Source organism: Ruegeria sp. SCSIO 43209, assembly GCF_019904295.1.
In the GTDB taxonomy this organism is placed as follows: domain Bacteria; phylum Pseudomonadota; class Alphaproteobacteria; order Rhodobacterales; family Rhodobacteraceae; genus Ruegeria.
The window spans coordinates 2,346,845-2,367,200 of record NZ_CP065359.1 but is presented as its reverse complement, the minus strand read 5'-3'; the positions used below and the strand labels follow the sequence as shown (position 1 = coordinate 2,367,200).

General features: G+C 57.2%; 19 protein-coding genes. 7 read left to right on the top strand and 12 right to left on the bottom strand.

All coding sequences use genetic code 11. The annotated features are described in order from the left end of the window. The first annotated feature begins 84 nt into the window (after positions 1 to 84). Positions 85 to 675, top strand: a complete 591-nt coding sequence (locus I5192_RS11850; protein WP_170564393.1) for an HD domain-containing protein — start codon at positions 85 to 87, stop codon at positions 673 to 675. On the opposite strand, the gene speB is transcribed toward I5192_RS11850, so the two are convergent. The 9 genes from speB to I5192_RS11805 form a co-directional block, all read right to left on the bottom strand. Beyond that, positions 672 to 1,514: an agmatinase gene (gene speB, locus I5192_RS11845; RefSeq protein WP_223116916.1), complete on the bottom strand. Its 843-nt coding sequence runs from the start codon at positions 1,512 to 1,514 to the stop codon at positions 672 to 674. The two genes, I5192_RS11850 and speB, sit on opposite strands and share 4 nt — an antisense overlap. Further along, entirely contained in the window at positions 1,511 to 2,680 is a 1,170-nt protein-coding gene (gene nspC, locus I5192_RS11840; RefSeq protein WP_223116915.1) for a carboxynorspermidine decarboxylase, read from the bottom strand. Before nspC ends, speB begins: the two co-directional genes overlap by 4 nt. A gap of 86 nt (positions 2,681 to 2,766) precedes the next feature. Continuing rightward, positions 2,767 to 3,978 carry a saccharopine dehydrogenase family protein gene (locus I5192_RS11835; protein WP_170636797.1) on the bottom strand — a complete coding sequence of 404 codons (1,212 nt, stop codon included), beginning with the start codon at positions 3,976 to 3,978 and terminating at the stop codon, positions 2,767 to 2,769. Positions 3,979 to 4,000: 22 nt separating this feature from the next. Next, positions 4,001 to 5,890: a biosynthetic arginine decarboxylase gene (gene speA, locus I5192_RS11830; protein WP_170636796.1), complete on the bottom strand. Its 1,890-nt coding sequence runs from the start codon at positions 5,888 to 5,890 to the stop codon at positions 4,001 to 4,003. 102 nt (positions 5,891 to 5,992) lie between these two features. Further along, complete coding sequence (locus I5192_RS11825) at positions 5,993 to 7,078, bottom strand: DUF1513 domain-containing protein (protein WP_223116914.1); 1,086 nt, start codon at positions 7,076 to 7,078, stop codon at positions 5,993 to 5,995. Between the two features lie 3 nt (positions 7,079 to 7,081). Continuing rightward, entirely contained in the window at positions 7,082 to 8,092 is a 1,011-nt protein-coding gene (locus I5192_RS11820) for an imelysin family protein (protein ID WP_223116913.1), read from the bottom strand. A gap of 3 nt (positions 8,093 to 8,095) precedes the next feature. Further along, entirely contained in the window at positions 8,096 to 9,586 is a 1,491-nt protein-coding gene (locus I5192_RS11815; protein ID WP_255611788.1) for a di-heme oxidoredictase family protein, read from the bottom strand. 16 nt (positions 9,587 to 9,602) lie between these two features. After that, positions 9,603 to 10,088 (bottom strand): bacterioferritin, encoded by a 486-nt coding sequence (bfr, locus tag I5192_RS11810; RefSeq protein ID WP_170392566.1) that lies wholly within the window; start codon positions 10,086 to 10,088, stop codon positions 9,603 to 9,605. Further along, positions 10,036 to 10,269, bottom strand: coding sequence for a (2Fe-2S)-binding protein (locus I5192_RS11805; RefSeq protein WP_255612148.1), 234 nt, complete (start codon positions 10,267 to 10,269; stop codon positions 10,036 to 10,038). Before I5192_RS11805 ends, bfr begins: the two co-directional genes overlap by 53 nt. Here I5192_RS11805 and I5192_RS22520 point away from each other — a divergent pair. After that, the gene (locus I5192_RS22520) at positions 10,219 to 10,368 is read left to right on the top strand and encodes a hypothetical protein (RefSeq protein ID WP_255612159.1); all 150 of its coding nucleotides are present in this window, start codon (positions 10,219 to 10,221) and stop codon (positions 10,366 to 10,368) included. The two genes, I5192_RS11805 and I5192_RS22520, sit on opposite strands and share 51 nt — an antisense overlap. 89 nt (positions 10,369 to 10,457) lie before the next feature. On the opposite strand, the gene I5192_RS11800 is transcribed toward I5192_RS22520, so the two are convergent. Further along, the gene (locus I5192_RS11800; RefSeq protein ID WP_223116911.1) at positions 10,458 to 11,726 is read right to left on the bottom strand and encodes an imelysin family protein; all 1,269 of its coding nucleotides are present in this window, start codon (positions 11,724 to 11,726) and stop codon (positions 10,458 to 10,460) included. Positions 11,727 to 11,957: 231 nt separating this feature from the next. Here I5192_RS11800 and I5192_RS11795 point away from each other — a divergent pair, with 231 nt between their 5' ends. Further along, entirely contained in the window at positions 11,958 to 12,497 is a 540-nt protein-coding gene (locus I5192_RS11795) for a DUF2796 domain-containing protein (protein WP_170513516.1), read from the top strand. 34 nt (positions 12,498 to 12,531) lie between these two features. On the opposite strand, the gene I5192_RS11790 is transcribed toward I5192_RS11795, so the two are convergent. Next, positions 12,532 to 13,851 carry a GH1 family beta-glucosidase gene (locus tag I5192_RS11790; protein ID WP_223116910.1) on the bottom strand — a complete coding sequence of 440 codons (1,320 nt, stop codon included), beginning with the start codon at positions 13,849 to 13,851 and terminating at the stop codon, positions 12,532 to 12,534. Position 13,852: 1 nt separating this feature from the next. Then, a complete protein-coding gene (locus I5192_RS11785) occupies positions 13,853 to 14,884 on the bottom strand; it encodes a LacI family DNA-binding transcriptional regulator (RefSeq protein ID WP_223116909.1) in 1,032 nt (343 codons plus the stop codon). Positions 14,885 to 15,098: 214 nt separating this feature from the next. Between I5192_RS11785 and I5192_RS11780 the strand changes: the two genes are divergently transcribed. The 4 genes from I5192_RS11780 to I5192_RS11765 all read left to right on the top strand — a co-directional run bounded on the left by I5192_RS11780 (position 15,099) and on the right by I5192_RS11765 (position 20,353). Beyond that, positions 15,099 to 16,454, top strand: a complete 1,356-nt coding sequence (locus I5192_RS11780) for an ABC transporter substrate-binding protein (RefSeq protein ID WP_170402176.1) — start codon at positions 15,099 to 15,101, stop codon at positions 16,452 to 16,454. A gap of 65 nt (positions 16,455 to 16,519) precedes the next feature. Beyond that, complete coding sequence (locus I5192_RS11775; protein WP_170402173.1) at positions 16,520 to 17,527, top strand: carbohydrate ABC transporter permease; 1,008 nt, start codon at positions 16,520 to 16,522, stop codon at positions 17,525 to 17,527. Between the two features lie 12 nt (positions 17,528 to 17,539). Further along, positions 17,540 to 18,688 (top strand): carbohydrate ABC transporter permease, encoded by a 1,149-nt coding sequence (locus tag I5192_RS11770; protein WP_170392558.1) that lies wholly within the window; start codon positions 17,540 to 17,542, stop codon positions 18,686 to 18,688. 9 nt (positions 18,689 to 18,697) lie between these two features. Continuing rightward, positions 18,698 to 20,353, top strand: coding sequence for an alpha-glucosidase (locus I5192_RS11765; protein ID WP_223116908.1), 1,656 nt, complete (start codon positions 18,698 to 18,700; stop codon positions 20,351 to 20,353). The last annotated feature ends 3 nt before the right edge of the window (positions 20,354 to 20,356 follow it).

The following is a 20,356-nucleotide window of genomic DNA, read 5'->3' as shown; positions in this document are numbered from 1 at the left end:
TCGTATTGATAAAATCAATTCATTTTTTTGCCTATATCTGCCGCTTTAAAGTGATTTGACGAACGTAGCCAAAGGATTCGCGCGATGCTGGACAAGAGCCACAAACCCACCTGGACCAGTTTTGAAGAGGCGACCAAGGCCGACTGGGATGCGGTCATGGAGTATGAAGACAGCTACAACGCTGCTTTGCCGGATCGCATACTGGACGCCATTCGTTCACTGGACGAAGAATGGACGCCGTATCCGGTAAATCGCTATCAGCACAGCCTACAGGCCGCGACACGAGCGTATGAGGACGGCGCTGACGAAGAGTTGGTTGTGGCTGCCCTGATCCATGACACCGGCGATATCTTGTCGCCTTATAATCACGGGGAACTGTCCGCCGCGATGATGAAGCCCTATGTCAGTGAGAAGACACACTGGATTCTCAAGCACCACTGCGTGTTTCAGGGCTACTACTACAATCATCATCTAGGTGGTGATCGGAATGCCCGCGACAAATATCGCGACAGTCCGTATTGGGAGGACTGCCGCTATTTTTGTCATGAATATGATCAGAAGGCGTTCGACCCGGATTATCCGACCAAACCGCTGGAGTTCTTCGAGCCCATGCTACGCCGCGTTCTGAACAAGGGCGAAGGGCACATGGAACTGAATGAGACCGCCGAGGCTTAACAGGCGGCCATCAGGCGATAGACGATCTGGGCGGCGGTAAAATCCCAGGCGGCATTGCCGTTCGGGGCCAGTTCGACGACGTCGAAACCCACACATTTTCGGCCCTTCAGGGCGTGTTCCACCAGGCGCAGTGCTTGATAATATCCCAGCCCGCCTGGGACGGGTGTTCCAGTGGCGGGCATGATTGCCGGGTCCAGCCCATCAACGTCAAAGCTGACGTACACCAGTTCGGGAAAATCCTTGGGCAGATCAACCGAGTGGATGTTGCCGGTAACCAGTTCTTCGGCGTCCACATGAAACACGTGGTTTCTCAGGCGGCTTTGGGCTTCTTCGGTCGAAAAGGCGCGAACGCCGAATTGCGCCAGACGGATACCTTCTTCGGCAAGAAGATGCATGACTGAGGCGTGAGAATGATTCTCGCCCTGATAGGCGTTGCGCAGATCAGCATGGGCGTCGATCTGCACGATACCAATCGGTTGGTTTAGAGCGCGGGCAACACCCAACACTGCGCCGTAGCTAAGTGAATGCTCTCCACCTAGCGTCACCGGGATTTTGCCGGCGCGAACGGCCGCTTCCGTGCGTTGGGCTAGGCGTTCCATTATCTCTGACAACGCTGCATCGCAGTCAACGGGTTCTTCGGTCAAGATCCCCTCGACGCAGGGCTCGGCGTGGCCAGTGATGCGTTCCAGTTCATTACTGGCTTCGATAATTGCGTCCGGGCCTTTGGCGGTGCCCGCCCCGTAAGATACGGTGCGTTCCAGCGGCACAGGGATCACACGGAACCGCGCGTCCTCGGTGCGCTCGGATGCGGACAGTTCACTGTCGAGGAAAATACTCATGAGAGGCGGCCTTTAAAGTCGTCATAGCCGAACTGTTTGATGATTTTCAGTTCGTCCGTTTCGCTGTTCCACAGCGCTATAGTCGGTAGCGGAACTCCGTTGAAGGTGTTGGTTTTGACCATCGAGTAATGCGCCTGATCGAGGAAGGCAAAGCGTTGGCCGATTTCCAGTGGCTTGTCCCAAGTGTAGTCACCGATCACGTCGCCCGCCAGACAGGACGGGCCGCCCAGGCGATAGGTATGGCCTGCCTCGGCCTCATCCATGAGGGCGGGGCGATAGGGGGCTTCGATGACGTCCGGCATATGGCAGGTGGCCGAGATATCGGTGATCGCAAGGGTCATACCGTTGGTCGGCAAGTCGAGGATTTCGCCAACCAGAATGCCCGCATCCAGGGCCACCGCCTCACCGGGTTCCAGATAGACGTCGATACCGTGTGTCTCACGGATGGATTTGATGAAGGCGACCAGCCCGTCGCGGTCATAGTCATCACGGGTGATATGATGCCCGCCGCCGAAGTTCAGCCATTTGAGTTGGCCAAGGTACGGTTTGAGTTTTGGCTCAACCGCGTCCCAAGTCCGCTGCAACGGCTCGAACCCCTGTTCGCAGAGCGTGTGCATGTGCAGCCCGTCCACGCCACTCATAGTCTCGGCGGTCAATTGGCTGACCGGCGTGCCCAGACGCGAGCAGGGCGCGCAAGGGTCGTATTTGGGGATTTCGCCTTCGGAATGTTCCGGATTGATACGCAGACCGACCTGTACGCCGGCGGCTTGGGCTTTTGCCAGAAAGCGGTCCTTTTGCGCGGGTGAGTTGAAGATGATGTGGTCCGATAGCGACAGGATTTCGTCCATGTCCGCGTCTTTATATCCGGCGCAGAAGGTTGCGACCTCGCCGCCATATTCCTCGCGCCCCAGCCGCGCCTCATAGATGCCGGACGCGCAGGTGCCGCCAAGGTGTCGGCGCACCAGTGGGGCCAGCGAGAACATGGAAAACGCCTTGAGCGCGCTCAGGACATGTGCGCCGGAGCAGGTGCCGATCTCGGAGAGGATGGTCAGGTTGCGCTCAACGGCTTTCTCATCGACCACGAAGCAAGGGGTGGGCACGCGGTTGAAGTCGAAATTGCGGAAAGCTCCGGCATCTCCAGCTTGGGTGGTCATCATGTCGGACAATTCGGGTGTCTCCGGATTGTGGAGAGGCCGGGGGCGCTGCCCCCGGACCCCCCGAGATATTTTTAGCCAGATGAAGCTGATGCGGATCAGAAATCGACGGGGCCGTCGAGTTCGTGGACCTGCCATGGCAAACCATGTTCGTTCAGCATGTCCATGAAGTCGTCCGGGTCGAGCTGTTCCATGTTCCACACGCCCGGCTGGGTCCAGTTGCCTTTCAGCACCTGCGCCGCACCGATCATGGCGGGGACGCCGGTGGTATAGCTGACGGCTTGGCTGCCGACCTCGGCATAGCATTCCTCGTGATCGCAGATGTTGTAGATATAATAGGTCTTTTCGCCCGAGCCGTCCTTGGCCTGACCTGTGGCGATGTCACCGATGCAGGCTTTGCCCTTGGTCTCCGCGCCCAGATTGCCGGGATCGGGCAGCAGGGTTTTCAGGAACTGAATCGGGATGATCTTCTTGCCGTCATGCATCACCGGGTCAATGCGAGTCATACCGACGTTTTCCAGCACCTTGGCGTGGGTGATGTAGGCGTCGCCGAAGGTCATCCAGAAGCGCGCGCGCTCGATCTCGGGGAAATGGGTGCTGAGCGACTCCAGTTCCTCGTGATACATCAGGTACATGTTCTTGGGGCCGATGGCGGGGAAGTCGAACTCGACCTTGTGGGTCATCGCCGGGCTGTGCTGCCATGCGCCGTTTTCCCAATGGCGCACCTCGGCCAGCACTTCGCGCAGGTTGATTTCCGGGTTGAAGTTGGTGGCGAATTCTTGATCGTTGCTGCCGCCATTCGCGTCCAGCACATCGATCTGACGGATCGTATCCAACTTGTGCTTCTTCAGCCATTTGGCGAAGACGCTGGTCACACCCGGATCGAAGCCCGAGCCGAGGATGGCAGTCAAACCAGCCTCTTTGAACCGCTCTTGATAGGCCCATTGCCAGTGGTATTCGAACTTGGCCTCGTCCTCGGGCTCATAGTTCGCGGTGTCGAGATAGTGGATGCCGGCCTCAAGACACGCGTCCATCAGAACCAGATCCTGATACGGCAGGGCTAGGTTTACGAGGATTTCTGCACCCGTTTCTTTGATCAGTTTGACTGTGTCTTCAACCTTGTAGGCGTCCAACTCGGCAGTCGCGATGTCCACACCGACGCGGTCCTTAACGGCCGCTGCGATGGCATCGCATTTTGACTTGGTTCGGCTGGCGAGCGTTATCTCGGTAAAGATGTCCGAATTCATCGCCATTTTGTGCACGGCTGCGTGGGACACGCCGCCCGCGCCGACAACCAGTGTTTTGCCCATGGGATAGTCTCCTCTCAAGGGGTTATTCGTAATAGGTGTAGCCGTTGATCGAGTCGCGATAGGCGCTCATCAGGGTTTTTCGGTCCTTGGCTTGCAGAGTACCGGTCGAAATCGCCTCGTCCACCATTTTGCGGAACGCGGCGACACAGTCTTGCGGGTCGAATTCCACATAAGACAAGACTTGAGAAATTGTGTCGCCCTCTTGTTCATGCAGCAAGTCGAAGCCACCGTCGGTTCGCAGGTCGATGGTGACTACATTGGTGTCGCCGAACAGATTGTGCAGGTCGCCAAGTGTTTCCTGATAGGCGCCAACGAAGAAGACGCCCATGAAATACTCGCCTTCTTCGGGCAGCGAATGCACTGGCAGGCTGGGGGACACGCCGTCGGCCAGTATGAAACGGTCGATCTTTCCGTCGCTGTCGCAGGTGATGTCGGACAGGACCGCGCGTCGGTCTGGTGTTTCATTCAAGCTTTGCAGCGGCACGATCGGGTGTAATTGGTCGATGGCCCAGACATCGGGGAGGGATTGGAACAGCGAGAAGTTGCAATGGTAGATGTCTGCGACCTTCTCAAGCTGGTCATCCACTTCCGTGTCCAGATCATCACTTGCCGCCAAGGCCTTGAGCCGGGCCATAAGGGACAGGTAGATGCGCTCGGCCCGGGCCATCTGGCGCAGGTCGACATACCCGCGTCTGAAAAGCGCGCGCAATTCATTGCGATAGAAAGTTGCGTCGTTCCAGCATTCCTGCAGCCGATCCTTGCTGAGATAGCCGTGTACTGCGGCGAGGTCGGAAACCATGTGGTGGTCATCGGGCTCGGCCATTGGTCCGTTCGGGGCGTCGTAGAGTGTGCTTTCCAACACGTTGAAGACCAGCATGGACGACGTCGCAACAACCGCACGACCGCTTTCGGTGATAAGCGTGGGATGATCGATTTCTGCCTCGTCCATGGCGTAGGCCACGGTTTCGACTACGTTGGCGCAATATTCCTCGACCGTGTAGTTGATCGAGTTTTCCGCGGCCTTTTTTTCGCCCGTGTAATCCACCCCCATGCCGCCGCCGAGATCCAGATAGCTGAGTGGTACGCCTTCACGCGAGAGTTCGGTGTAATACCGGCATGCCTCGCCAACAGCGCGGCGCACATCGTTAACGTCTTGCACCTGTGAACCCAGATGCGAATGTTGCAGCTTGAGGCAGTGCAGCAATCCCGCCGATTTAAGCTTGTCCACGGTGGCAACAAGCTGGTCGGTGTTCATTCCAAAGGCGGAACGGTCGCCCGAACTTTCTTCCCATTTGCCGCTGATCTGATTGGTCAATTTGACCCGAACGCCTATCAGGGGCTCGATCCCCAGTTGGTTATAGACCTCGATGACGGTATTGGCCTCTTTTGGGCTTTCCAGCACGATGACGGTGTTGAACCCGATCTTGCGAGACAGGATCGCCAATTGGATGAATTCAGCATCCTTGACGCCATTGCAGACGATCAGCGCTTCGGGGGCCAGGCGATGGGCCAGGGCCACCACCAGTTCGGGTTTTGATCCTGCTTCAAGGCCATAATTGTATTTCTTGCCGAACTCGACGATCCGGTCGACCACCTGCGCCTGTTGGTTCACCTTGATCGGAAAGACACCGCGATAGTGGCCCTTATAGTTTACGCGCGCGATTGCCTCGGCAAAGCTCTCGTTCAGGTGCGCGATTTCATGCTCTAGATAAGACGCAACACGCAAGACCATCGGGGCTTTGATCCCCCGGTCGTCCAGATCGCTGAGGATACCCGGCAGGCTGATTGCCTCGGCCTCGGGGGCCATCGGATTGCGCAGAGCTATCTCGCCCCTTTCTGTCACCTCAATGAGGCCATGGCCCCATTTCTCAACCCCGTAGATGGAATGCGGTGCGTCGGGCGTCTGTTTCAATCAGATCAGTCCTTAACTTGGGTGTGCTGGTTTAGCGCCTGCCAATACGGCAGCAGTTTGATTCGTCCAAGTGTAAACTGTGAGAGGGTTCGCCGCCGAATTCTAGCCGTATGTACGGATCGGGATCAGGTGGTTGTCCCACTGGCAATCCGACCGCGCGGTGATTTCGGCGCCGGTGGTCGTCAGAGTGCCAAATGCACCGGTTCCGGTGGTAAACGCCAACCCAGCCTTGCCGGCGCCTAAACCGCAAACATCTTCGAACACTAAAGCTTCGATGAATGCTCCGCTATTTACGTCGAAACGGTGCAATGCATCGCCTCGCGGACAGGTGATCGCAACCGATTGGCCATCGGTGGAAAAGGCAATGCTGCCAGCATACCCTTGCAACTCTCTTTGCTGCGTTTCGGGCGCTGACAAAAGGCGAGGCTTTTCGCCCCTTCGGTGAAGCCCCAGAAGGGCAGGGTACTTGGTCTGGCTGCCTTGCCATTGCATTGCAAAACCCACTAGACCATCGTCACGCACCGCAAGATGGCGGATCGAGTTTTTGTGCAGCGCGCGGGGTAGCTCTACTTGCTCCAATATCGAACCCGAAATGTCGAGATAGCTCAGGTTGGGCTGCATCGTTGGCAGATTTAGCTTGGTCCGACCGCTGTCGGGGTGTGTCTCGATGCCGCCATTGGCGATGACCAGTATGTCGCCACCGGGCAGCAAGCGCATGTCGTGGGGGCCTATCCCGCCTGACGAGAACTCTCCCAGCCGTGCGAAGCTGATCGCGTCCCAGACGCCAACCACACCTTCTGCGGCCTCATAGTCGTTTTCGGTTGTGAAAAACTGTGTTCCATCAGCCGAGAATGCACCATGCCCGTAGAAGTGGCGGCCATTGGGTGCCTCCAGCCGCTTTAGGACAGAACCATCTGTACAATCAATTGCAATTGCAAAGGTCCCGGGGCGGCGGGCAAAGGCGACCGCTTGGGCTTTGAACGGATGGGCCGCGGCGGCGTGCCCGCGCGCGGGTAGCGGTATAGCGAACAAAACTGCGCCCGAGTTATCCAGGCCGGACAGGCGGTAGCTACCATCTGGGAATAAGGCAGCGGCCAGATAGCGGGGCGCGCCGACGGACGCCCAGCCCGGCACCGAAGCAAGACTGGCGGCACCAAGGCCTGCAAGAAATTCGCGGCGGTTCGTCAATGGTCAATCCCCATCCAGTGAGTTGAATCCGGCGCTGATGCCGAGCGTCGGGCCAAGCTCGGTCGCGGCGATCTCGCGAATGTCGTTGATCGATTGCTGCAGCGCTTCGATGCGGACGCGACCTTGCGGTGTCGCAACACCGGCGAGGGCGGGGTCGTCCAGTGATTGAGCCCGGTCGATGGCCCGCGCGAAACCGGCATCCAGATCTGCAGCAATCTCGGGGTGGTCAAAGGACAGACGGGCGGCCAAGTCACGCAGGGCGATCAGAGACAGCGTGACATGATGCAACGACCGCTTGGACCGCCGCGCTTCAGCACGGTTCGGGCGCGGACGCTCGAACGTTCCTAAAGGGCGTCCAATGCGTGTGTCGGCTGTGAACTCTAGCCCCGTTGTAAGCGCCTTGAACAGCTCCTGCATTGCCTCATCGCCCGAGCGATAGGGGCTGTTGTCCCCCGGCTGCGTCAGTCGTGGTGCGTAGCTTTGCCAGTCCGCGTTGATCGCGACGGCATTTCGGTTGATATCAGTGGTGATGGCGCGGATAAGCGCGCAACGATAGTCGGCGCTTCCTTGTTCTGTCATCGCTGGATCAAAGAGCATTCGTTCCAATGCAAAAAAGCCGCGCCCGGCGATTGAGGTTTCGGCAAAGGCATCAGGGTCGTCGACGGCAGTGTCTTCACTGGCGATGTGTCGGGACAGGGTTTTGGGCGTGAATCCTTTGGTATCTGGCCAGAAAGCCAGTGCAAAAGCGCGATCGTCAGCCTCGGACGGCCCAAAACGTAAATGGCTGGCCGAAATCCAGCTATCGAATGCCGTGGCGTAATCAGCGCGCAGGTCGTCTGACTCCGATTCGCAATCTGTTTGGGCTGTGGTCGACAAAGCACCGGTTGCGTCAGCCAGCTCTGCAAAGCGCGGTAGAATATGCGTTTCGGTCACATCCATCAAAATCGGAGCACGATCCTGAGCAAAGGCGCCCAAGGGCACCAGCAGGGCGGCGGCGAAAGTAAGGCTACGCATGGGTCAGAGGCTCCCAAGAAAGCGGATCAGGGCGTCGCGGTCGGCTTTAGGCATTGAAACAACCGTGTCGCGGGCGGCCTGCGCCTCGCCACCATGCCAAAGGATGGCTTCAAGCAGGGATCGCGCGCGACCATCGTGCAGGAATTGGGTGTGGCCCGAGACGCGCTGGGTCAGGCCGATGCCCCACAAAGGCGGCGTGCGCCATTCGCGGCCCGTTGCGCGGGCCTCGGGGCGGTTATCGGCCAGACCCTCGCCCATATCGTGCAACAGCAGGTCGGTATAGGGCCAGATAAGCTGGAAGCTCTGTTCGGGCCTATCGGGCATCCTGTGGGTGACATATGCAGGCGTGTGGCAGGATGCGCAGCCCGAGGCAAGAAACACTTCTTTCCCGCGCAGCACTTCAGGGTCATCGGTGTCTCGGCGCGCCGGAACACCGAGATTGCGGCTGTAGAAGGCGACGAGGTCCATGCCAATCGCGTCAATCTCGAATCCCCGCGCATCGTTGTCTCCGTGCGGTGCATCGATGCAGTTGGCCTGTAATTCGGTGCAATCGCCGTACGGCGCGGGGTAAAGCGGACTTGATATGCCGATATCACCTGCGAAGGCCGCCGCCGATTGCTCCATCACCGTGGGCATCCCGGCCTTGTGACCAAAGCGGCCCATCATTGGTTCGCCAAATTCCGTCGACCATACGATGTTCGGACGGCCCGAGATGCCATCGCCGTCTTCGTCATCAGGATCGGCTTTGGCCAGCAAGTCCTCAACCGGAATTGATTCCAGCAACCCCAGTCCGATCATCTGCGGCGCAACTCGAGGGCTAAGCATCGCGTCCGGGTGCAGCGGGCCATAGCCCAAATCGGCGGCCTTATAGCTGGGGCGGCGGAGCGAGGCCGTTTCGCCGTCGGACAGCGCGACGGGGACTTCCTCATACGTGATGTCCAGCCGATATTCTGCGGGATGGCCTGCCAGAGCGAAATCCTGCAGTTGAGTGCCATAACTCGGATCAGGCAGGGTGGCGATATAGTCTTCGATCTCGGCAGGCGCGCCCTCTGGCTTGCCGGGAACCGAAACTCTCAGGAACATCGAGACGGCATTGTCATCCGGGCCGTTAGGCGTATGACCGCGCCCGTCCTTGATGTGACAGCGCTGACACGAGCGGGCGTTGTATAGCGGACCCAAACCGTCCGAAGCCAGAGTGGACGACGGAGACGAGACCCAGATCTTTTTGAAAAACCCGTTGCCGACTTTGAAGTCCAGCTCCTGTTCGAAGCTTAAATTGGCGGAGGGCTGAGAAAACGCGTCCGCATCAGTGCGCGCCCGCACGGTCGCAGCACCAGCGGACAGTTCTTCGAACCGTTGCGGCACACTGAAGTCGTCCGGCGTTGCTGTGACAGCGTCGATCCGGGCGCGTTCTTCGGCTGTTCTTGGAAGGAAATTTAGATGAGGGTCTCGCAGCTCGGTGGCTTGGGAAGAGGTGGCCGTGAGTGCGGCCACCGATGCAAGGGCAAGCTTACTCGCCTTCGTCCATCTTGGATGCGTTAAGTTGCGCATAATTGGCTTCGCCAATCCTTTCATAAAGGTCGAGCTGCGTTTCGAGGAAGTCGATATGTCCTTCTTCGTCGCTGATTAATTCTTCGAACAGGCCCATGGACACATAGTCGCCGGCCTCGCGGCAGTATTCCCGCGCTTCGACATAAAGCGCCCGCGCGTCTTGTTCGGCGGCTAGATCGCATTCCAGTGTTTCTTTCGGGGTCTGCCCGATGCGGAGTGGGTCAAGTTTCTGCAGGTTGGGGTGGCCCTCCAGAAAGATGATCCGCTCGATCAGCTTGTCTGCATGGCCCATCTCCTCGATGGATTCCTCACGGCTTTTCTTGGCCATATGGCCAAGCCCCCAATCCTCTTGCAGGCGGTAATGTAGCCAGTATTGGCTGACCGCCGTCAGTTCATGCCGCAGAGATTTGTTGAGGTATTCTATGACCTTGGGATCGCCCTTCATGTGCTTTCTCCTGTGATACTTCGGATCGCAATGACCGAAGCTGCATGGGGACTTTAAGATTATCGTCTGCGCGCATTGTGTCTAGGAAAAGCGGCATACATCCGCCGCAATCCGCTGACTTGCCAAGGGCATGATAGATCTTGCCGGGAGTGATGATGGTCTGTGGGTCTGCCGTGCGCATCCAATCGATCGCCGCTCGGATGTCGTGGTCAGAGATGTTGGTGCATTGGCAAACGATCATGGCGACTCAGTCGGGGTATGCTATTTCCTAGTGAAATAGTAGGTTATTGAGGGCGCGTCCAGTGCCAAGACGCCACACTCGATGTTGAAAAAGGCCGAGAGCACTAAAAATGCGCCCGGCCATGATACCTATTGGAATACCGCGCCAGGGTTATCCAGGCTGTCCGAGCCTTCAAAATCGATCTGCTCAAGCTCCAGCACGGTCACGATGCGTTCGATGGTCTTGGTTTGATCGACCAGTCCATTGACGCCACCCATAATCAGCGCTTCGCCACCTTCATTGCCGCGTTCCAGCATCTGGTCATACGCAAAACCCGCTTCGGCGGTTGATTTGATACGGCCTAGCGCCAGCATGGTGTTGGCCAGCTTGGCTTTCATCTCTGTATCAAGCGTCGGATCGGCTGCGGTCACCAGATCCGATAGGGATGCACCCGAAACAGGCGTGCCATCGATGCGGGTATAGCTGCCCAAATACACATTCTGGATGCCCAGGCCGTCATAGTAATGGCTGTTGTGGGTGTTGTCCGAGAAGCAGTCCTGCTCTTCCTCGGGGTCGTTCAACATCAGGCCGAGGCGCATACGCTCACCAGCCTGCTCGCCGTAGGACAGCGAACCCATGCCGGTTAGGATCGCACTAACGCCAGCAGTTTCATTTGCGGCAAGAGCGGCACGTGCGTCACCATCTTCGGTCCACTGGGCAGTCATCCATTCCAGATCACTGATCAGCAGATCGGTTGCCGCTTTCAGATACTGGGCGCGGCGATCGCAGTTGCCACCTGTACAGCCGTCACCAACTAGATAATCGGTATAAGGACGACTTCCTGCGCCCGTGCCGTGGCCGTTCAGGTCCTGACCCCACAGCAGGAATTCGATGGCGTGATAGCCGGTGGCGACGTTCGCCTCGATCCCGTCAGCCTCGTGCAGCGTATCCGACAGCAGGGCAGGGGTGATTTCGCTTGCGTCGATGGTCTCGCCAGACAGATCAAAGCTGGGGTTGGCGATGACGTTCAGCGCCGCAAACTCGTTCTCATCGCTGGGGCCTCCGTAGGAGGAATCCACATAGTCTATCATGCCCTCGTCCAGAGGCCATGCGTTCACCTTGCCTTCCCAATCGTCGACGATGGCGTTGCCAAAGCGATAAACCTCGGTCTGCTGATACGGCACGCGCGCGGCGATCCATGCGGCACGGGCTGTGTTCAGAGTGGCATCGGACGGGTCAGCAATGAGGGCGTTGACGGCAGCTTGCAGTTTCTTTGCTGCAATCAGACTGTCGTCATATTTGGCTTCGGCGATATTGGAATATGTGGTCAGAACATCGGCTTTGGACGGGGCCTCGGCGACAGCTGTACTTGCGATACACAAGGTCAGGGCACTGGCCGCGTTGAACAATCTGGTCATGTGGAACACTTTTCTTTCTTAGCGGGATTCGGACCCCGGCAGACGCAGCGGGGCTGGATGCGGCAATTTCTTAGAGAAATAGTCAGTAATGTCAACCTGAGTTTTATTGTCAGGTATTATTCCCATTTCTGACTAACCATATCTGGGGAGCCCGAGGCACCCGGCGAACATTGCGCTGAGGCGCAATTGTATTAAAATGCCCTACGGTTTGTTTGGTTAATGGTGAACAGAATGAAACGCGCGGCCGTTGTTCTTGCGCTAATACCAGCCGCGCTGATGGCGCAGGCAGAGACCGCCATCGAAGCGCATACTCATGGCGCGGGTCATATGGCAATTTCATTTGTTGAAACCGGATTTAGCCTGACGCTTGAAGTGCCAGGCGTAGATATTGTTGGGTTCGAGCACACTGCCGAGAACGAAGATGAGAGGGCGGATGTTGCCGTCGCAATCTCGGACCTTTCTAAACCGCTTGAGATCTTTGAGGTGCCGCCTGAAGCGGGGTGTGTGACTGCAACGGCCAATGTCGCGCTTGTTGGTGATGTCTTCGTTCAGGATGAGGGGCAAGTCAGCGATAATGCCGCGCATCACACCGAATTTCAGGCCGACTATCTGGTGCAGTGTCAGGAGCCGTCGTTAGTGACTTCAATCCAGTTCACCTATTTCGAACGGTTTGCGCGCGCCGAGCGCTTGTTTGTTGAGCTGACATCATCCTCGGCCACACAGAACCTTACGGTGGAACGCCAAACACCACATTTGAAGGTGCCAAACTGAACCGGCGTGTGCCCGCAGTAGCAAAGCTTGACGGTCAACCAGACTGATCCCGGACCAATGCGGCCTGCAACGCGCGGTAGGAGTCCTTTGGCCTTCTTTCCAGCGTCTCGAAATCTACATCGACCAGCCCGAACCGTTTTTCATATCCCAGCGCCCACTCGTAATTGTCGAGAAGGGACCAGATGAAATATCCCTTGATCGGAACGCCGTGGTCCAGGGCATTACACACTTCGGCAAGATGCTGGTTCAAGTAGTCAATTCTGTCAGCGTCGTTTTGACGTTCTGCGCTCGCCATGCCATTTTCGGTCACGTAGATAGGCAGGTCCCCAGTATACTCTTGCGCGGTCCGGATCAGGAAACGGGACAGGGCTGCCGGATCAATTTCCCACCCCATTTGCGTTTTTGGCAAGGGGCCAGGGACGTCGGTCAAGGAAGGCCAAGACGTATCTGCGCGCGTTATCAACTTGCGCGTATAGTAATTGAGCCCACACCAATCGACAGGTGCAGCTATAGTGTCGAAATCATCCTGCCACTTGTCCGGCAGATGCGGCTCCAATCCTTCCAGAACATTCTGAGGGTAGGATTTCTTGAAAGCGCCGCCCAGGAAAAAGCGGTTGTAGATCCCGTCATATAGCGCTGCAGCGGTTTGTGCTTCGCTACTGTCGTCAGCAGGTTCCGCCCATTCAAGGTTGAACACTGCGCCAAGGTTCGACATGCCCAATCCGCGCATAGTTTCGATTGCGCGACCATGGGCCAGCAGCACGTGGTGCATCGCGCGTGCGGTCGCCCGGATGTCGCGCAAGCCGGGGGCATGTTGGCCTTCGAAATGGCTCAGCCAGCTTACGCACCAAGGCTCGTTGACAGGTGCGACGCTGAACATCCGATCGCCTATGCGGCCCATGATGATCTCGGTGAAGTCTGCAAACCAATTCGCGATATCCCGGTTTCGCCAACCGCCCAGATCGGCGAGCGGTGACGGGAGTTCCCAGTGATACAGCGTTGCGCAGGGTTTGATGCCGCGTTTAAGCAGCGCATCGGTCAGGCGATCATAGAAATCCAAGCCTTGCTGATTGATCGGTCCGCGTCCTTCGGGCAGCACGCGCGCCCAACTGGTTGAAAACCGGTAACAGTCGAAGCCGGCGCCCCGGATCAGATCCAGATCCTGTTCGAACCGGTTATAGTGATCGCAGGCCAAATCTCCGTTTTCCGCATTGGCGACGTTACCTGGAGTTGCAGCGAAACTGTCCCAATGGGTCTGGCCTGCGCCCCCATTGGCGTGTCCCTCGATCTGATAGGCCGACGTCGCCACGCCAAACTGAAAATCTGGCGGGAAATCTGCGCGTTTGTACTTCATATCACATCCTTTGTGGGGCTGGCCCCGTCGAGCTGCCGACGACAAGTTCAGCCTCCAGCAAGCGCGTTTTGGGTGGGTCATCCGGAGCGTTGATCCGCTCGATCAGCATTTCGGCAGCCAACTCGCCCGCGTGTCTGACCGACGAGCGCGTTGCGGTGAAAATTGGAACATCCATACCATTGCGCATGTATGACAACTCGTCATCATGAGCGATCACCGAGATATCGCGCCCCATTTTCAGGCCGCTTTCTTCCAGTGCGCGCCGGACTCCAACCGCAGAGATAATCGAAGAGGCCAAAATTGCTGTTGGCGGGTCGTCGAGCTTCAGCATGTCGCAGGCTGTCTGATGCCCATAAATCTCGGTCATCTCAGCGCTGCGCAGTAGGTTTGGATCAGGCGCGATCCCGGCTTCTTTGAGCGCCGCCAGATAGCCGTTCCTCCGCCGACGCGCGAAATCCATTTCCTCGAGCCCGTTGATCAAGGCGATGCGCCGATGGCCCAGATCGATCAAAAACCGAGTAGCGCGTTCGAATGAACGCTGATTGTTCACATCGATCCAATCATATGGCTCTTTGGCGTAGGTCGACCGGCCATGAACAATGAAGGGTACGCCGAGGCGCGATAACACGGAGATGCGCGGCTCTCGTACCTTGGGGCCTTGCAGGACCACGCCGTCTACGACACCCCGATTGAACAGGCTGCGATAGGATTCTTCAATTGATGTGTCCGGCGCGTGCGTGAACATCATGTCATAATTGTTCGCCGCATAGGTTTTGGCTGCGCCTGCCACAAAATCTCCGAAAATCGGATTGACCATTTCGTGCCGGGACGAGGTGGGAATCACATGGCCGATGACCATAGACCGCCCTGTCGCCAGCCCCTTGGCGCGGCTGTTGGGGCGGTAACCATGCTTGTTCGCGGCAGCCTGAACCCGGATGCGCGTCCCTTCGCTGACCTCCGGGTAACCGTTCAGCGCGCGGCTGACAGTTGTTTGTGAAAGGCCGAGGATCTCAGAGAGTTGCTTTAGGTTCATTTCACTCAAAGCGCCTTCAAATTGATTCCCATTTGTTTTGTTGTGAAAACCTGGCTCAGTCAACATGTTTCGAGAGAATGCCTTAGAATGGCAGTTTTTTAGGGGCTAGTAGGCGAGATATTGACAGGGTCTGAATGTTAGCGGATAAAGTACGGCATCCAAAGCGCTTTGAAAACGAATCTCGTTTGCGCCGAAAATATTGGGAGGAGAACTCATGAGACACGCACTTTATTCGGGTGCGGCGGCGATCGCTCTGCTGGCCGGGTCGGTTCAAGCACAAGATTTGGTCTTCGCGCCGGGCGAGGGGCCGTTCAACTGGGACAGCTATAATGCCTGGGCCGAAAGCGCCCCGGATCTGAGCGGTCAGACGGTCACGATTTTTGGTCCGTGGCTGACCCCGGAGGACGGTTACTTCAACAACATGATTGCCTATTTCGAAGAGGCGACTGGCGCAGATGTGATCTATACCGGTTCCGACAGTTTCGAGCAGCAGATCGTTATCGATGCCGAGGCAGGATCAGCCCCCAATATAGCGGTCTTCCCGCAACCTGGTCTGGCGGCGATAATGGCATCCAAAGGGCAGCTGACGCCGCTGGGTGAAGATATGGCGGCCTGGGTTGGTGATAATTATGCGGCTGGCGATTCCTGGGTTGATCTTGGCACTTACAAAGACGCTGACGGCAATGACCAGATGTATGGCTTCTTCTACAATGTGAACGTCAAGTCTCTGGTCTGGTATAACCCGGAAAACTTCGAGGATGCCGGATACGAAGTGCCGACGACAATGGAAGAACTGAAGGCCCTGACCGAGCAGATCGTCGCCGATGGCGAAACCCCGTGGTGCATTGGCCTGGGATCGGGTGCCGCCACCGGTTGGCCCGCGACCGACTGGGTTGAAGACATGATGCTGCGGACTCAGCCGCCCGAGGTTTACGACCAGTGGGTGACAAACGAGATCCCATTTGACGATCCGCGCGTTATCGCCGCAATCGAAGAGTTTGGCTGGTTCGCGCGTGATGACGCCAAGGTCTCGGGTGGGTCAGATGCTGTCGCCTCGACTGACTTCCGCGACAGTCCCAAGGGTATGTTCTCATCGCCGCCCCAGTGCTACATGCACCGTCAGGCGTCCTTTGTTCCGGCCTTCTTCCCCGAAGATGTCGAGTTCGGCCTGGATGCAGATTTCTTTTACATGCCGTCTTTCGCAGACAAGGACTTGGGTAACCCGGTTCTGGGTGGCGGTACTCTGATGGCGGTAAGCAATCCATCGGATGCGACCAGCGCGTTCATGGAGTTCCTCAAGCAGCCGATTGCACATGAAGTCATGATGGCACAAACCGGATTCCTGACCCCGCATAAGGGCGTGAACACCGAAGCCTATAAGGATGATACTCTGCGCGGTCTGGGTGACATTCTACTGGGCGCGACCACCTTCCGCTTCGACGGCTCGGACCTAATGCCGGGCGCCGTGGGTGCGGGTACGTTCTGGACCGGCATGGTTGACTATACTGGCGGGAAATCCGCCGAAGAAGTCACCGGCGAAATCCAGTCATCTTGGGACGCAATCAAGTAATCCGCTGAACCTTCGGGCAACCTTTCAATCAGGTTGCCCGAAACCCTAGCAAGGGAGAGGACGCCATGAATCCGGCAATTCAGGGCCTGCTAACAATCGTAATCGGTGTGTCGGGATGCGTGGGCTATTTCTACCTGTCCAACCAATTTCTGGATAAAGTCCTGTTCCCTGCGCGTGGACCGAACGCGGGTCGCAATATCAACCGCGCGAATATGATCCGGCCCTGGCTGTTTCTGCTTCCCGCGATCCTCGCCCTTGGGGTCTATCTTGCCTATCCGGTGTTTGAGACGCTGCGCCTATCGCTGACTGATCGGGTCGCCGGTGGTGGATATGAATGGGCGGGTTTTGACAACTATACCCAGATGGTAGCCGAGCCGAAATTCTGGGAGGCGATGCGCAACAACATGCTTTGGCTGATTGTTGTACCTGCCATGTCCACCGCATTTGGCCTGCTCGTGGCGCAGCTAACGGATCGCATCCGCTGGGGTAACGTCGCCAAGTCGCTGATCTTTATGCCGATGGCGATTTCTTTCGTTGGCGCCTCGGTAATCTGGAAACTGGTCTATGATGCACGTCCGGCCGATCAGGATCAGATCGGCGTCCTGAACGCGATCTACATCTTCTTTGGTGGAACCGAAACGCACACCTGGCTGACCCTGCCTTTCTGGAACAATTTCTTCCTGATGATCGTGCTGGTCTGGATACAAACCGGCTTTGCCATGGTCATTCTGTCCGCCGCGCTGCGCGGCATCCCGGAAGAGACCATCGAGGCGGCCATTCTGGACGGGGCCAATCCGTTCCAGATTTTCTTCAAGATCAAAGTGCCGCAGATCAAAACCACGATCATGGTGGTCTGGACCACCATCACCATCGTGGTCCTCAAGGTCTTTGACATCGTTTTTGCGATGACCAACGGCCAGTGGGAGACCCAGGTTCTGGCCAATTACATGTACGACAAGATGTTCCGCGCCAATGACTGGGGCGTGGGATCGGCATCCGCCATGGTGATCATGTTGCTGGTGACGCCGATCCTGATCTGGAACGTGCGCAATGCGCGCAAAGAAATGCAGTAGGAGGACCGGGTTATGAGCGATATTGCAGGAACCCGCCCAGCCCTAAGATGGGTCGTTCACGCCTCGGTCGTGCTGCTTGTGGTGCTTTGGGTTTTCCCAACACTCGGTTTGTTGATCTCGTCATTCAGAACAGCGGACCAGATATCCAGCAGCGGCTGGTGGCGGGCGCTCTTCCCGTCGGAACAAAACCTGACTCTGCGCGCGGCGGCACCTGAAACACAAGTTTTGCAGGATGGTCTCTATGTGATCGAAGGCAATATCTTCGATGGTGATCGGGCCTCGGACATTTCGCGATGGGGTGTGAATTCCCGTGCGATTGATGCCTTTGCTCCGGGCGAAACGGCTGAGCTTCGTCGTGGCGGGACGATCACGGTTCAGGCCAACGGTGACTATCGGATGGAAAACGCAGAAGAGTTTTCGGGCAAGCGCGGCCCTCGCGTGTTTGTGACGACTACTCTGCCGCCTGAATTCACCTTGGAAAACTATGCCCATGTTCTCTTCAACGAAAGCAGTTCCGACAGTATGGGCAAGGCGTTCTTCAATACCCTGACGGTGACGATCCCGGCGACGATTATCCCGATTCTTGTCGCAGCATTTGCGGCTTACGCGCTGGCATGGATGGATTTCCCGGGGCGTGCCCTGCTGATCGCTGCGGTGGTTGGCCTATTGGTGGTGCCATTGCAGCTGGCGCTGATCCCGTTGTTGAAACTGCATCTCAATATCGGGATCGGCAAAGGATACCTGGGGGTCTGGATGGCCCATACCGGGTTCGGGATGCCATTGGCGATCTACCTATTGCGTAACTACATGGCCGGGCTGCCTCGTGACCTGATTGAGAACGCCCGGGTAGATGGCGCAACCGAGTTTCAGATTTTTACCAAGTTGATCCTGCCGCTTAGCTTTCCGGCACTGGCATCCTTTGCGATCTTCCAGTTCCTTTGGACATGGAACGATCTGTTGGTTGCCAAAGTCTTCCTGATCGATGCCAGCGGCCAGACAACGGTAATGACCAACCGTATCGTCGAACTGCTGGGTACGCGGGGCGGTAACTGGGAAATCTTGGCCACGGCGGCGTTTGTCTCAATCGCGGTGCCGTTGGCAGTCTTCTTTGCAATGCAGAAATATCTGGTTCGCGGCTTGCTGGCCGGTTCCGTAAAATAAGGGCGTGTGATGAACGTGCAGACCAACGCGACAGCATTCGAAAAAACCAAGTCGGCGTCAGATTGGTGGCGGGGCGGGGTGATCTATCAGATCTATCCGCGCAGCTTTCAGGACAGCAACGGTGACGGGATCGGAGACTTAAAGGGTATCACCCAGCGGTTAGGCTACATCGCCTCGCTAGGGGTTGATGCAATCTGGATTTCGCCGTTCTTCAAATCTCCGATGAAGGATTTCGGCTATGACGTCAGCGACTACCGCGATGTCGATCCGATGTTCGGTACTATGGCGGACTTCAAAGAGCTGCTGGATCAAGCCCATGCGCATGGGTTGAAGGTGATGATCGATCTGGTGCTATCCCACACCTCAGATCAGCATCCATGGTTCAACGAAAGCCGCGCCAGCCGCGAGAACCCGAAATCCGATTGGTATGTCTGGGCTGATCCCAAACCCGACGGGACACCTCCGAATAACTGGTTATCGATTTTTGGTGGTTCGGCTTGGCAGTGGGATGCGCGGCGTTTGCAGTATTATCTGCACAACTTCCTGACTTCGCAGCCAGATTTGAACTTCCATTGCAAGGCTGTCCAGGATGCCCTGCTGGATGTGGCGCGCTTCTGGCTGGAAATGGGGGTCGACGGCTTCCGTCTGGACACCATCAATTTCTATTTCCACGACGCCCAGCTACGTGACAATCCTGGCCTGCCGATGGATCAGAGGAACTCATCAATTGCGCCGATGGTGAACCCGTATAACCATCAGGATCACCTCTATTCCAAAAGTCAGCCCGAGAATATCGCCTTCTTAGAACGTCTGCGCGCCCTGACCGATGAATACGAGGGCCGCGCATGTCTGGGTGAGGTCGGCGACGCGCAGCGCGGGCTTGAGATTATGGGCGAATACACCAGCGGCGATAAACGGATGCACATGTGTTATGCTTTCGAGTTCCTCGAAAAGCGGGCTTTGACGGCAGCTTACGCAAAGCAGGTTTTTGACCAGCTTGAGGACAAGGCGGGTGATGCATGGCCATGCTGGGCCTTCTCAAACCACGACGTGCAACGCCATGCTTCGCGTTGGGGTTTGGACGATGCAGCTGTCCGGCAGCACGCCGTTCTGATGATGTGCCTGCGTGGCTCAGCCTGCCTGTATCAGGGTGAGGAACTGGGGCTACCCGAGGCAGATGTTGCGTTCGAAGATTTGCAAGACCCCTATGGTATTGAATTCTGGCCGGAATTCAAAGGTCGCGATGGCTGCCGTACTCCGATGGTCTGGGCCGCACAGGACGAACAATCCGGGTTCAGCACGAGCCGTCCCTGGTTGCCAGTCAGCGCTGCGCAGGCCGAGCGGGCGGTGGATCGGTTGGAAAAAGATCCAGCGTCGATGCTGCACCACTACCGCCATGCGATTGCATTGCGTCATGCGCACTCAGCGCTGATGTCCGGCGCGCAGACAGGGATGTCACAAATCGGTTCGGTATTGACCTTCACCCGAGAGGATGAAGCCGAGCAGGTCTTCTGCGCCTTCAATCTGGGTGACTGTCCGGTTGGCGTGACCCTGCCAGAAGGTGACTGGCAAGTGATCGGGGAGGAGTTGGGCGGCGTTCGCGGGGAAAGCAACGTGACGCTGGATGCCGCTCAATTCTGTCTATTGGCTCGGGAAAAGAGGTAAACC